The following is a 15,404-nucleotide window of genomic DNA, read 5'->3' as shown; positions in this document are numbered from 1 at the left end:
TTAAGATAAAAAGCATACATACAAAAAGTATTGACATATCTTAAAAATGTATTTTCAAGATATAGTGGGGGAAAAGATGAGATTAGAAAAACAATTAATAAAAAAGATGTATTATGAAACATTCCTAATGGAGAATGAAACAAAACCAACTCTTGACGTACTTGGACAAGCTTATGTAAACGAAGAAAAAAATGAGATTTCTGATGGGTCTTATATTCGTTTTGCACAAGGTGAATTTTATTATCGTCATCAAGATTTTGAAGCAGCTATTTTTAAATGGGAGAAGGTTAGTAATGAATTAGCACCATGGGCACAAAAAAATATTGCGGATGCTTATTTCGAACTGAATCAGTTATCATTTGCTGAAAATATTTATACTTCTATTACTACTGATAATAAAATATTGATGACCGAAATTAGACTACAATTACTTTCTCTTTACATTGAGCAAAATAATTTTGACTCAGCTTTCGGTGTTATTAAAGAAGCAGTTTCTTTAAATCCTGATTATCCGAATGTCACAAAAATTGCCCGTTCCTTTTATGAGGAACAGCAAGATTTTGATAGTGCAGTAGAGCTTGCTGTGAATGAGTTAATTCGCATAGAATCGTATCCTTGGTTTGAGGTGTTAAAAGGATATATCGATAAAGGGTTTACTAAACATATTTCACCAGACTATTTTTATGATGCATTAGCTACATTAAATAATGTAGATCAAGTACAATTTACGCAAATGGTTTCATCACTCTGGAACAGTTATAAAAATGAAAAAAATTACTTATTGTGGCTTAACACAATAAATGAATTTTTCTTACATATTGAAATACATTCGTCCGATATATGGAACAAAGTTTCTGCTCTTTACGAAGAAACGTACTTTGCATTAATTCAAGGTCAATATACGCTTAGACAATTAAACGATATCATACCAAATCTGTTAGCAAATTGGTTAAAGGTAGTCAATCCATCTTATGCTGTATTTCCATCTGCAGCTGTATTGGCATGGGATGAGATTTTCCCTTCCAAAATAGATTCAGCAAATATAGAACATGCGGAAAACTTACTGTCACATTCTATTAATCATGTAAATGGCTTAGAGTACAGCTTACACCTTTTTGAATCTATTACACAGTGGGCACAAAAGCAGAATATAGAAATAGGTCACCGATTTAAATGGTTAGTTGACGAGCTCGCAGATTTAAGAACAAATCGTATTTTAGTAACGGGAACTTCAGGGAACGGAAAAACTACATTTATTAACTCTATATTAGGAGAAAATATATTAGAAAAATCAATTTCAAATGTAGTAGTTTTAAAAAATGATGCTCATATAGAAATAAACGCTATAACAGACTCAGCAATTACAACAACGGAAGATGTCTCTGATTACCATAATATGATGTCTCAGCACCATCAAACATATAGAGATAGAGCGTGTGTTGAATTTAAATTACCATGCAGATTTTTAAATGAAAATAAACTTACATTTGTAGTGACACCTGGCTTTAATAGGAATAACGACACTAGAGATGAGATATTCGAATATTTAAATTCTGTAGACGAATTACTGTTCGTATTGAATGCGGATTCACCTTTTACTGATAAAGAACGTGACATTCTATTAAGTATTCAAGAACATACGCCAAATTTACAAATTCATTTCTTATTAAATAAAATCGATAACATTTACAGTGAAGCAGAAGTGAAAAGGGTATTACATGATACGGCAACGAGAATAAACACATATTTCCCGTATGCGAGAATTTTCCCTTATTCCTCGTTATATACAAGTAGTCAACAATTAAATGATTTAACTGAGTTTATTCATTTTAACTTTAATCATAAAAATATCGATGCAGAACGTACTGAAAAGTTATTATTTTTCATTCGAAAAACAATTACATATCTTTTGGATAAACGTGTTGAGAAAGAAAATAATCTGGTGGATGCTATTAATTGGAATGAAGATATGCTAGTGAAACTAAACGGTAGCATTAATAACCTTACTACATTTGAGAGGGAAAAAATTCATTTCATTACACAATCATATCGTTCAATGAAGACTGAAATTACAAATGATCTTACTGAAAATATTCCGAAGATATTAAAGAGCTGTTCTAATTTAATTAGTGAAGAAAGTGATTTCGGGCACATGGATACGGAACTAAATAAAGCAATGAATGAAAGAGTGCATAAATATTTAGAACAAACTGTGTTACCTAATCTGGCTCTTTCTATGCAAAATTGGATTGCAACTTCTAATAATAAGCTTCTTCAAAGTCAAACGTATTTAGAAGAACTTAGTGAAGGGCTTAATTCACTATTTGGAGAAAATAGAATACAGTTAGAATGTGACTTTAAAGTGCTTGATGACTGGCGCAGAGATACTGACAGGATGACGACTAGAATACAAATGGATGAAGTAAATATTTTACGTCGATTTACGCCAGCACAATTTTTACTGAAAAGTGCCGGTAAATTGTTTGGAGTTCTTCCTAAAAATAAATCTATGCTATATAACAAATACAAACAGTATGTAGAAAATGAAGATTATACTGAAGTAACGGCTTCTATTATGAAGAAATTTTTCTTGCAATTTGAGCTGTTTGAAAACACACAAGAGCGAGATATTAATATATTCTTTAGGAATCCATTTAACTCTTTAAAGCAAGCTGTAGAAAACACGCATTTAGAAATACAAGAAAAACAAGAGATATTACATAAGATGAAATCAAATCCTGAAATCTATCATGATTCTATCATGCTCTTTGAATTGAGATTGCGTCAATGTGAAGTAATTTTAAATATAGGTAATGATAATACCTATACGGATGTAGCTTTAGAAACAAGCGTAGAATAAAAGTAAAAGGGAGCAACTGTAATAAGTTGCTCCTTTTTCATATATAGATTATTTTTCTGTTTCTTTAATTTTAGTTTGTACTTCGCCAGTTTTAATTTTATTGCTTTCTGAGAAGCGTAATAAATCGCCTTCAATAATTTTGTCAGACATTCGTAATTCATTTTGGGCACGTTTAATGAGGGCTTGAGCTTCTTTTTTTGGTAAATCTACAATTTCACCTGTTATACGGTCGTAGAAAGTGTTGTTTTTGTATGCATACTTATCTGTAACGAAGCTACCATCACGTAAAACAACAAAGCCAGTATATTCATCTGAAAACATATCATGGCCAAAACGAATATCATTCGTAGAATCAACACCTAATAAATTTAGAATAGTAGGTTTCATATCGATTTGTCCAGTAGGCTTTGAAATAGTTTGACCTTCTGTTTGTCCAGGAATATGAATATATAAAGGTGTACGTTGTAAATTTAAAGTATCAAATTCTGTTATTTGATCTTTTTCTAAAAACTGTGCCATTGCACGATTATGTTTTTCGGAAATACCATAATGATCACCGTATAACACAATAATAGAATCATCGTAAAGCCCCTCGGCCTTTAGACGTTCAATAAATTTTTTAATTGATTCGTCTAAGTAACGTGCTGTTACGATGTAACGATCAAATACGCCATTACCAGAGTTGTATGGTTCAATGAATTTTGTATCTTCATCATACGTAAATGGATAATGGTTTGTTAAAGTAAGGAAACGAGCATAGAATGGTTGATTAACAGTTTTTAATATATCTACTGATTGATCAAAGTATTCGATATCTTTTAATCCCCAATTTAAATTTGTTTCTGGTGTAATTTTGTAATCAAGCTCATTATAGTAACGATCATAACCAAGAGCAGAGTACATGATATTACGATTCCAAAATGTTGCGTTATTCGCATGAAATACAGAAGTGAAATAACCTTGCTGACGTAAAATTTCTGGAGTTGCAGTATAATCATTGTTACCGTGTGTAAAGAATACAGCTCCTCGATTTAATGGATACAACGACGTATCGATTAGAAATTCAGAATCAGATGTTTTCCCTTGACCAGTTTGATGGAAAAAGTTATCAAAGTAATAACTTTCATTTATGAATTCATTTAGGAATGGTGTAACTTCTTGCCCGTTCACTGATGCGCCTATTAAGAAGGTCTGCAAGGATTCAAGAGTGACGACAATTACGTTTTTTCCTTTCGCTGCACCAAACATATTAGGGTTTGGCTCGCTTTGATTTGCTTTTACGTAGTTTTCAGTTTCTTGTAATTTACTACTATCAGCAAGTGCTTTTTGTGACCCAGCTTTTACTTGCAGTGTTAAGTCATATACTTGGTGAGTATATAAGCCTAAATTTTTGACAAGCATGACTCGGTCGAATGATCTTGTTAATAATTCAGGGCGCTCTTTTTCTGCAAGATGTAGATTCGCAAAGAATACACCAATCGTTAAAAGAAAGTATAACAAGCGCGTAGAATGAGTTACACGTTCTGTTTTAAAGACCAATGATTTCTTTTTTAATAAAATAAAGAAGAAAACAATGTCTACGAATGCGAGTATAATTTTGTAGTTTAATATTTCTATAATACTGCCGCCTAATTGGCCGAAGTTTGAGGTTTGTCCAAGTACTGGTAATGTAACGAAATCACTATAAAAATCATAGAACATTACATTTCCAACAAGCACGATTGTTAATAAGAAATTAATACAGAGCGCTATATAATTTCGCTTTTCACCAGTTGCAAATAATGCTAATCCAACAAATGCTAATGATGCGGCTAGAGGGCTAATAAACAAAATGAGCTCTTGCGTTGAAGACTCGATTTTTAAATCAAAACTGAATCGCGTAATAAGATATGTTTTTAACCATACCGCTAAAGCCATTATTATAACAAAACTTATATTTTGCATTTGTAAATTTATTTTGTTCTTCATTTTTACACCTTCTTTATATAATTTATTTAACTAAAGTTATATATTATATTTTTATAACTATTAGAGTGTAATGAACCATTTAGACTTTGTTTTCTAAAGGGAATAATTTGAAGTATTCATATATATACAATGGGGATTTTTAAAGCGTAGTAGCATAAATATAACTCTTTTTGAGAAACGGGCAGAACAAGTCATAGTTGTAGTGAAATTGACTTATAGACATCCTACCATATTAAACACTATGATGATGTTACAAAATATCGAACAAATAAAAGTGAAAATGGATAGAGACTTTTAAAACGGTTGACATTCAATTTATTAGAATTGAATGTCAATCGTTTTAAATATACAGTTATATTACATATGTATTTTGTAAAATCAAAATCTTTTGTCTGTTAATCATTAGCCGTGAAGGGTAGGAGACTTATTAATATACTTTTACTATATAAGTAAAGTATTTTGAAATTGAAAATATTTGATTGACATCTTAATGATAAAAATTAAATGTCAGATAAGTACTTTCCAACATACAGACCACTTGCAGCTGCTTGAGATAATGAATGCGTAACGCCTGAACAATCTCCAATTAAAAATAGCCCATGTACACTAGTTTCAAAATGATTATTAATTTTTATCGTAGGAGCATAGAACTTTCCATCAATTCCATATAGTAAAGTATGTTGATCGATAGGCTCTTGTATAAATTGTTCTAAACCTAATAAAAATTCTTTTAGCCCTTCAATATATAATTGAGGAATTTCTTGATTCAAATCTCCATAATCTCCCTGTAGTGTAGGTTGTATACGATTATGTTCCATGCTGTTTTCCACCGTAGGTTGTTTCTTTAGTAAGTCCTCTAAGCGCTGTATAACAATCCGATCTCGTCCTTGGTTAATGCCTTGAATAATTGAACTTGCGTATACATTTGCTTCTTTGAGAGTTGGAAAATAGCGAGGAATAAATAAAGTGAAATTTAAGTTAGAAGTGCCAGTTCCTTGCTCTCGAAAATTTTGACCGTCAGGCATAACTAAACCTTCTTCGTACTTTCGAATGATGAGTCCTTTTGGATTCATACAGTAAGTAGTTGCTATGAAATGCTCACCTTGATAAGAAAGTTTTGTTTCAAAAGTATCTTTTAATATAGAGCGTAATTGATGTTCTTTCATTTCTACTCTAATTCCTAAATCTACACGTGTTTGCTCCTGAGAAATATTTAGGGAACTGCACATTTCTTTTAACCAATCGGCTCCAGAGCGCCCAGTTGCTAATACTAGTTGCTTAGTTTGAACTGTTCCTTGATTTGTCTCTATTGTAAAATGATCTTCCTGTTTCAGAATATGTTGTACATCTATATGAAATTGGATCTTTATTTTCGTCAGTAAAAATTCATAGAGCTGCTGAAAAATGTTACTGGAAAGTGTAGTACCAAGATGTCTTACTTCTGTTGTTAGCATTTGTAAACCACACGCTTCAGCTCTCTTAGTGAGACTTGAATTTTCAGTAGAATATTTTGAAACCGAACTTCCACCAAACTGACATAGAATTTCATCTACTTCAGCCATGAGTTGTATAAAACCCTCTTTACCGACTTTTTTCTCAAGTTCTCCGCCAAATCCGTTTGTATAATTAAATTTCCCTTCAGATTTGCCTAAACCACCAAACCCGAAATATTTATCACATGTAGTACAATTACACACTTTTCCTTCGTCTAAAGGACAATGGCGATCTTCTAGCGCTTTACCTTTATCAAGAATTAAAACTTTTTTGTTACTTTTAGCTAGTGAATAAGCCATAAAAATGCTACTTACTCCAGCGCCGATAATCGTAACATCATACATATTCTTCCACCTGCTAACGAATAGTTTGTTTTTTATTTTTCTAGTGTATAACAATTTTATGAAGTTAAGAAATAGCTTTTATTAATAAAGTGGGAGTTTTTGAACTTGATGCTTTATTAATTTCTACGAGTGGTGGAGTAAATACAAAAATTTTTATTTGAAAGAAAAAATAGTTTGAAAAATAACTATGTCATATGATTAATAACATCTTACATAGAAAAAAACAGACCTTTTAAGTGAAGAGGTCTGTTAATGATTTTAAATCTTATTTAGCAAACACATGGTTACCAATTACTGCTACTGTTTGACGTGTCGTAATCCACTTGTCTGTTGATGTTTTTGGATTGTAGAAATAAAGCCAGTCAGAATGTACTCCATTTGTGGAGATAGCCTCTTCTACAGCCATTTTTGCTTCTGCGCTTGCAGGCTGATTAATTCTTCCATCTGTAACAGGAGTAAATGCATATCCGTATTTAATAGGTTCATAAATAACGCCTGTTATTGTATTTGGAAAACCTTTTGCATTTACACGATTTAGTATAACTTTCGCTACTGCTACTTTTCCTTTATACGATTCGCCACCTGCTTCAGCAGTAACTAAGCGTGCCATTAAGTTTTTTTCTTTTTGTGAAATGCTTGAGTTGATTTTTAAATGTTGTCCTGTATAAAGCTTGTTTCCGACTGTATTGTTCATTTGTTTTATAGATTGGACAGTGACATTGTAACGCCTTGCTATCGTTTCTAATGAATCTCCCGGTTGTACTTGATAAATAATTTGTCCAGAAATGTTCGCTGGCTTGGCGTTTTGAGGGACAGTGATTTCATTTGATTTCACGGACCCTGGAATATGTAACTGTTCGCCAATAAAGGTTTGATCGTTTCCTTTATTATTAGCCTGTTTAATGGATTGTATTGAAACTCCGTATTGTTTACTAATGCCCCAAAGTGTATCGTTCTTTTTTACTGTATGAATGGTAGAAGCTTCAGCTGTGCTTTGACTACATACGAATGTAATTGCAGCTGCAGATAAAGGGATTATATGTTTTAGTTTTAGTAATTTCATTGTAAATCCTCCTAAGAAAAAATTAAGGTGAAACTATTAAGTAATGTAGTTTGGAATGTGTATATGCGTAATATATTAATGTAAGTATATTAGCACATATAAAATAAATAATCACTATAAGTTTCATATTCGTGTAGTGTAGAGTCCGAATATGAAATATTGCATATGAAAATACATTGAAGTTCATATTTCTGATTACTATAATCTATTTAGTAGAAAGGGAATACGTTATAGAAATAAAATCATTATAGATTAATATAATAATTAATTATTAATAGGAGGATTAATGGAATGAAAATATTTCAAAAAATGTGTGCGTCAACTGTAATCATTACAGCACTTTTAGGAACAGGAGGTACTATCAATAGTGTACATGCTGATTCTATAGAACAGCAGATTAAATCAGGGATAGAACAAGAAACAGATAAGCAAATCATTGTAAAATTTAAAGCGGATTTGGATTTGCCATATGAAGATGGTATTGAAAAACAAATACAATCTCAAACGAATGATAAAGTAATAAAAGATCTTTTGACAGAATATCCAGATGTAACATTTACTCGTTTATTCACATCTGTAAGCCCGGAACAAATACAAAACCTTGAAGTGAAAGCACCTAATCATGTATCTACAAGTTTATTAAACTACTATATTCTTCAAAATCAAAATAGTGGGTATGAAGAAGAAATAGTAGATAAGTTAAAGGCATCTTCTTTAATAGAAGATGCATATATGAAGAGAAAAGAGAAAATAATGCCACCTGAAGTGCAATCATCAAGTGTAGCTCTTAATCCTAGTAACAATCCTAGATTTAAAAAGCAAGGTTATCTTGAAGCGGCCCCATACGGTATTAATGCGCCTTTCGCCTGGGAAATTCAAGGCGGTAATGGAAATGGTATCACTTTTGTTGATATGGAATACGGATGGCTATTAAATCATGAGGATTTATTACATCAAAATATTGAATTAATGTCTGGAAGAAATATAGATCAGCATGTCGGTCATGGGACGTCTGTACTAGGAATTGTATCCTCTGAGGACAATGAAGTCGGGAATATTGGGATTGCGCCAAAAGCGAAAGCAAAGGTTATCTCTCAAATAAGAGATAACGGACAGTATAATACGGCTGATGCAATATTAAGCGCTGTAAATCAGTTAGAAGCTGGGGATGTTTTATTGTTAGAGGCGCAAGCATCTTTCGATGGATATGGTGATAAATATTTACCTGTTGAAGTACAACCAGATATCTTTGATGCAATTCGTGCTGGTACAGATAAAGGGATTGTAATTATAGAGGCTGGAGCAAATGGGTGGAATGATTTAGACCAGTTCAAAGATAGAAAAGGTAAGCAAGTCTTAAATCGTAATAGTAAAGATTTTAAAGATTCGGGTGCAATTATGGTAGGCGCTGGCTCTTCATCTTTCCCTCATGAACGTATGTGGTTTTCGAATTATGGAAGCCGTATTGATGTGTACGGATGGGGAGAAAATGTAGATACAACTACAGCTGAACAAAGTAGAAGTGCTGTAAATCTTTATACTTCAAGCTTTAGCGGAACATCTAGTGCTTCGCCAATTATTGCTGGGGCAGCGACTTTAGTACAAAGCATTGCTAAAGAAAATTTAGGACAACCATATAGACCTAGTGAACTAAGAGCAATATTAAGCAACCAGAGCACAGGAACAAAATCTAAAGATCCATATGCAGATAAAATTGGTGTTTTACCAGATTTGAAGTCTATACTAGTAAACTTAGGCTATGAACAAAGAAAACCAAACGGTGGGAATGAATTACAAGTAACAGAAAATGAACCAAATAATGAGCCTAGACAGGCAAATAAAGTTAACTTTCATACACCGGTGAAAGGAATGCTACATAATAGTGATAGAGTAGATGTATTTACTTTCCAAATTGACTCGCCGGAAAATATTAATATTTCTCTACTAAATGAACAAAATATCGGAATGACATGGGTACTTCATCATGAATCAGATTTAAATAACTATGTAGCATATGGTGAAAATGAAGGCAATGTAGTTAAAGGAACTTATAATGCAAAGCCAGGTAAATATTATTTATACGTCTATAAATATGAGAATACAGATGGTTCATACGTATTGAACATAAAATAAGTAAAAGGAACTTCAGATGAAGTTCCTTTAAATTTTTCTAATTTAGTATATGTGAATGATTTTTTAACTTTACTTCTATGCAATATTTCATATTGATGAAATGTTATTTATTTTTTCTGAACTAGCTTATATTATATTCAATAAGTTTGATATAAAAACAGAAAAAGAGAGGGATAATAATGAGCAATAAGAAGTTAATTTTGAAATTATTCATATGTAGTACAATATTTATCACATTTGTATTTGCTTTACATGATAAGCAAGTAGTTGCAGCTAGCTCTGTTAATGAGCTTGAAAATTGGTCGAAATGGATGCAACCTATACCTGATAATATCCCGTTAGCACGAATTTCAATTCCAGGAACACACGATAGTGGGACGTTCAAGTTGCAAAATCCGATTAAGCAAGTATGGGGAATGACGCAAGAATATGATTTTCGCTATCAAATGGACCATGGAGCTCGCATTTTTGATATAAGAGGACGTTTAACAGATGATAATACGATAGTTCTTCATCATGGGCCATTATATCTTTATGTAACACTGCATGAATTCATAAACGAAGCGAAACAATTTTTAAGAGATAACCCGAGTGAAACGATTATTATGTCTTTAAAAAAAGAGTATGAGGATATGAAAGGGGCAGAAGATTCATTTAGTAGTACGTTTGAAAAAAATTATTTTGTTGATCCTATCTTTTTAAAAACAGAAGGAAATATAAAACTTGGAGATGCTCGTGGGAAAATTGTACTACTAAAAAGATATAGTGGTAGTAATGAATCTGGAGGATATAATAATTTTTATTGGCCAGATAATGAGACGTTTACCACAACTGTAAATCAAAATGTAAATGTAACAGTACAAGATAAATATAAAGTGAGTTATGATGAGAAAGTAAAATCTATTAAAGATACAATGAATGAAACGATGAACAATAGCGAGGATTTAAATCATCTATATATAAATTTTACAAGCTTGTCTTCTGGTGGTACAGCATGGAATAGTCCATATTACTATGCCTCTTATATAAATCCTGAAATTGCAAACCATATAAAACAAAAGAATCCTGCGAGAGTAGGCTGGGTAATTCAAGACTACATAAATGAAAAGTGGTCACCATTATTGTATCAAGAAGTTATAAGAGCGAATAAGTCATTAATAAAAGAATAAAGATGGTGAGAGTGAGAAGCGATAAAATATATCGCTTCTTATTTCTTTTCCAATAACCAACAATATAAATTGTACTTTTATAATAGAAAAAAATAAAAACATAAGATATAATCATACATATAAAATTTGTACCTATAAATTTTATATGTATGATTGAATTTGATTTGTTGTAATGAAATGGAGGTATATACTATGAAGTTTCCACATGATTTTTTATTCGGAGCTGCTTCAGCTTCTTATCAAGTAGAAGGTGCATGGAATGAAGATGGAAAAGGTGTTACGAATTGGGACGAGTTTTCAAAAATTCCTGGCAAAACATACAATGGAACAAATGGTGATATAGCTGTTGATCATTATCATCGATATAAGGAAGATGTTCGCTTAATGGCTGAGATGGGATTAGAATCGTATCGTTTTTCTATTTCTTGGGCGAGAATATTGCCGACTGGAGATGGAAAGGTAAATGAAAAAGGGATTGAATTTTATAACAACTTAATTGATGAATGTTTAAAATACGGGATTGTGCCGTTTGTCACTTTATATCATTGGGATTTACCATTACCGTTAGAAAAAGATGGTGGATGGACGAATAAAAGAACAGCAGAGGCTTTCGTAAAATATGCAGAAACTTGTTTTAAGGCATTTGGTGACAGAGTTAAGCATTGGATTACTTTTAATGAGACCGTAATGTTTTGTGGATTAGGTTATTTAAAAGGTGCACATCCACCAGGAATACAAAATGATGTTCCAAAGTATTTTCAAGCGACTCATTATGTATTTTATGCACACGCGAAAACAGTTGCGGTGTACAAGCAGCTGAAACAATATGGTGAGATTGGGATTACACATGTTTTCTTACCAGCTTATAGTGTGGATGATCAAAAAGAAAATATACAAGCAGCAAATCATGCGAATGAATATGAAACGTATTGGTATTATGATCCAATTTTAAAAGGCGAGTATCCGTCTTATGTTGTACAACAATTAAAGGAAAAAGGATGGACTCCTAATTGGACGGTTGAAGAATTAGAAATCATTAAACAAAATGCAGAAGAAAATGATTTTATTGGCTTGAATTATTATCAACCAATACGAGTAGAAAGATACGATATGGATATAAAGAGTGAGGAACATTCTCGAGAAAACTCAACGCTTGCTCCAGGTAACCCTTCTTTTGATGGTTTTTATCGAACAGTTAAAATGGATGATAAAACATATACAAAATGGGGATGGGAAATATCTCCCGAAGGTTTCTTAGAGGGATTGCATATGTTGAAAGCGCGTTACGGTGACATAAAGATGTATGTAACGGAAAATGGACTTGGTGATGAAGATCCAATCATTGACGGAGAAATTGTAGATGTTCCGAGAATTAAATTTATTGAAGCGCATTTAAAAGTAATGAAGCGTGCAATTGAAGAGGGAATTAACTTAAAAGGTTATTATGCATGGTCAGTGATTGATCTTTTAAGTTGGTTAAATGGATATAAAAAGCAATATGGCTTTATTTTTGTCGATCATAATGATAACTTAAAACGTAAGAAGAAACTTTCGTTTCATTGGTATAAACGTGTGGTCGAAACGAGAGGGGAAGAGTTATAACAGATAAAAGCGTATTTTAGGAGAAAGTGTATGAGTGCAAAGTATAAACAAATTGCAGATGTGTTAGAGCAAAACATTCGAGATGGGCTTTTTAATGAAACGAAAAAACTACCTACAGAAGAAGCGTTGATGAATCGATTTGAAGTAAGCCGTAATACGATACGTAAAGTAATTAGTCAGCTTGTGAATAGAGGTTATATTTTTCAAGTGCAAGGTAGTGGCATGTTTTTACGCGAAACTTCTGTAACAGATTACATTAATTTAGGAAGTTTACGTGGATTAACGAAAAATCTTGTTTCACAAAATATTGAAACGAAAGTGTTAGAGCTGGAAGTAATAGATGCGGACGAAGAGATAGCAAAGCGGATGCAATGCGAAGCTGGAACTAGGTTGTATTTTTTGAAGCGCTTAAGAATTGTAGATGCTAAACCATTCTCTATTGAAGTAAGTTATTTCAAAAAGGATATTATTCCATATTTGAACGAAGAAATAGCATTAAGCTCTGTATACAGTTATTTCATTGAAGATTTACGATTAAATATTGGTTTTGCTGATAAAGTTATTAGTTGTGAAAAAGTAAATAAAGAAAATGCACAGCTTTTAGAATTAAATGAAGGTGATCCGGCGCTTCTTATTGAAAATACAGTGTATCTTGTAAATGGAACAATTTTTGAGTTATCTCAGTCGATGTTTCATTATGAAAAGGCGAAACTTTTAAATCGAATTAATTTTAAATGAAAAATTATCGTGTGAAAAAAGCAACTGGTCCTAAGTGATCAGTTGCTTTTTATTTTTTAAGTGGATGAGCAAAAAAACATGAAAGTGGTTGGTCCGCTTTTTGTAAACATCTATTATGATAAGAGAAGAAAGGTAGTATGTTATCGACGTTTTAAAGAGGAAGGTTTTTATGTAAGTTCTTTAATTAAAATAGATGGGTCTTAGAGAGGTGAAAAGACAATGAGTTTTGCAATTTCACTAGTCGTTATTATTGTAATTGTATCGCTATTTGGGACTGTACTAGTTGCAAGAAACGTGGAGGAGAATTACGGTAAGTCTACAAAAAGAAATGTGAAAAACTTATCTGCAATCTATATTCTTCTTCTTTTTGTTCTACTGGCCGGGGTAACATGGTACGCGGTAATGATTTAATAGTTTGTAAAAGAATTGAAATGAGAGTATGAAGTTGGAATTTCAGAAGCTATTGAGTAATCAGAAAGAGAACCATTTTGGATATATCCATTTACGGATAAGAAAATGTGACTAATTAATACTATTTTTACGGTGAATACTGTTAGTAAAAAATGAGGATAGTTCGTTTTGAAAGGAGGAAACTAGATGGAATGGAAACCAAATCGTGCAGATAAGACACCTGTATATAAACAAATTGCGGATTATATTGAAAGAGGCATTTCTTCAGGTGAATTTCCTTCTGATAGTAAGTTACCTTCTGAGCGTATGTTAGCAAAGAAATTACAGGTGAACCGGAGTACAATAGTAGCTGCGTATGAAGAATTAAAATCACTTGGAGTAGTAGAACGACAAAAGGGAAGCGGAACACGGGTCAATACAGATATATGGGGTGTCTCACATAAACGAATACCGAACTGGGGTAGGTACGTGGAGGATGGATCGTTCTTACCTAACGTACCACTCGTTCAACAAATTCGAACGGAAACACAAAAAGATGATTTAATTAATTTAGCAAGTGGTGAACTGTCACCAGAATTAATTCCAAGTGATAGATTTCGAACAATTTTGTCGGAGAAAACATTTATGGAAAACCTCGGCTATGACCATCCACTTGGAAATGAGATGTTGAGAAAAACAATTGCAGCACATGTTCAGCAATATAAACAAATTGAAGCAGATTCAAGCTCTATTCTTATTACGTCAGGAGCACAACAGGCGCTTAATCTTATCGTTCAATGTTTATTAAAACCTGGCGATGCGATTGCGATTGAAGATCCGTCATATTGTTTTTCGCTTCCAATGTTTAAATCGGCCGGTTTAAACATATTTCATTTACCTGTTGATGAGCATGGAATGAATCCAGATGACTTAATAGATTTGCACAAAAAGCATCGCATTCGTATGGTATTTTTGAATCCAGATTATCAAAATCCAACAGGTACTGTGCTTTCATTAGCGAGACGTAAAAAAATTTTAGAACTGTCTTCTGAGTTCGGTATACCAATTGTAGAAGATGATCCGTATAGTTTAATTTCTTTTAATGGAGAAGTGAACCCGACATTAAAATCAATGGACCAAAATGGAAATGTTCTTTATATAAGTTCATTATCAAAAATTGTTGCATCAGGATTACGTATTGGATGGATAATTGGTCCTACACGTGTAATTGAGCGTTTAGCAGATGCAAAGCAACAAGTTGATTTTGGCCATAGTGTATTTACGCAGTGGGTAGCAAATCAATTTTTAGAATCAAAGGATTTTCATACACATATTACGATACTTCGTGGACAATTGAAGCAAAGAAGAGATGAATTAATTGCAGAGCTTGAAGGAACATTGGGAGACCGAGTTGAATGTTTCGTGCCAGAGGGTGGAATACATGTATGGTGTAAAGTGAAAGGAAAGTTTGATGAATATCACTTATTAGGTGAATCTATACGGAATGGTGTCGCATTTGTTCCGGGCAGTGTTTTAGGTTCGAAAAATGAATATATACGATTTACGTTTGGTAGAGCGAATATAGAACAAATTCAACTTGGAATTAAACGGTTTGCCGACACGCTACATGAGATTTCATAATA

The 15,404-nt window shown here is 32.6% G+C and carries 10 protein-coding genes; 7 read left to right on the top strand and 3 right to left on the bottom strand.

The features are described from left to right. The first annotated feature begins 76 nt into the window (after nt 1-76). Nucleotides 77-2,860 (top strand): dynamin family protein, encoded by a 2,784-nt coding sequence (locus NST90_RS17645; RefSeq protein ID WP_283748069.1) that lies wholly within the window; start codon nt 77-79, stop codon nt 2,858-2,860. Nucleotides 2,861-2,908: 48 nt separating this feature from the next. On the opposite strand, the gene NST90_RS17640 is transcribed toward NST90_RS17645, so the two are convergent. The 3 genes from NST90_RS17640 to NST90_RS17630 form a co-directional block, all read right to left on the bottom strand. Then, on the bottom strand, nt 2,909-4,828 hold the full coding sequence (locus NST90_RS17640) for an LTA synthase family protein (protein ID WP_000791027.1): 1,920 nt from the start codon (nt 4,826-4,828) through the stop codon (nt 2,909-2,911). 500 nt (nt 4,829-5,328) lie between these two features. Further along, complete coding sequence (locus NST90_RS17635; RefSeq protein WP_025709024.1) at nt 5,329-6,666, bottom strand: NAD(P)-binding protein; 1,338 nt, start codon at nt 6,664-6,666, stop codon at nt 5,329-5,331. 265 nt (nt 6,667-6,931) lie between these two features. Further along, nucleotides 6,932-7,729, bottom strand: coding sequence for a cell wall hydrolase (locus NST90_RS17630; protein ID WP_283748068.1), 798 nt, complete (start codon nt 7,727-7,729; stop codon nt 6,932-6,934). Nucleotides 7,730-8,020: 291 nt separating this feature from the next. Between NST90_RS17630 and NST90_RS17625 the strand changes: the two genes are divergently transcribed. The 6 genes from NST90_RS17625 to NST90_RS17600 all read left to right on the top strand — a co-directional run bounded on the left by NST90_RS17625 (nt 8,021) and on the right by NST90_RS17600 (nt 15,402). Further along, entirely contained in the window at nt 8,021-9,862 is a 1,842-nt protein-coding gene (locus tag NST90_RS17625; protein WP_025709022.1) for a S8 family serine peptidase, read from the top strand. 179 nt (nt 9,863-10,041) lie between these two features. Continuing rightward, nucleotides 10,042-11,031 (top strand): phosphatidylinositol diacylglycerol-lyase, encoded by a 990-nt coding sequence (gene plcA / locus NST90_RS17620; RefSeq protein WP_000066288.1) that lies wholly within the window; start codon nt 10,042-10,044, stop codon nt 11,029-11,031. Between the two features lie 192 nt (nt 11,032-11,223). Next, complete coding sequence (locus tag NST90_RS17615) at nt 11,224-12,633, top strand: glycoside hydrolase family 1 protein (RefSeq protein WP_025709019.1); 1,410 nt, start codon at nt 11,224-11,226, stop codon at nt 12,631-12,633. Between the two features lie 30 nt (nt 12,634-12,663). After that, nucleotides 12,664-13,371, top strand: a complete 708-nt coding sequence (locus NST90_RS17610; protein WP_001274912.1) for a GntR family transcriptional regulator — start codon at nt 12,664-12,666, stop codon at nt 13,369-13,371. Between the two features lie 219 nt (nt 13,372-13,590). Beyond that, nucleotides 13,591-13,782: a hypothetical protein gene (locus tag NST90_RS17605; RefSeq protein WP_000006458.1), complete on the top strand. Its 192-nt coding sequence runs from the start codon at nt 13,591-13,593 to the stop codon at nt 13,780-13,782. Nucleotides 13,783-13,968: 186 nt separating this feature from the next. Continuing rightward, complete coding sequence (locus NST90_RS17600) at nt 13,969-15,402, top strand: PLP-dependent aminotransferase family protein (RefSeq protein WP_016123267.1); 1,434 nt, start codon at nt 13,969-13,971, stop codon at nt 15,400-15,402. The last annotated feature ends 2 nt before the right edge of the window (nt 15,403-15,404 follow it).

The sequence above is a fragment of the Bacillus sp. FSL E2-8900 genome (assembly GCF_037966225.1).
Taxonomy (GTDB): Bacteria; Bacillota; Bacilli; order Bacillales; family Bacillaceae_G; genus Bacillus_A; species Bacillus_A cereus.
The sequence above is the reverse complement of the archived record's forward strand: the minus strand, read 5'-3'. Positions and strand labels throughout refer to the sequence as shown.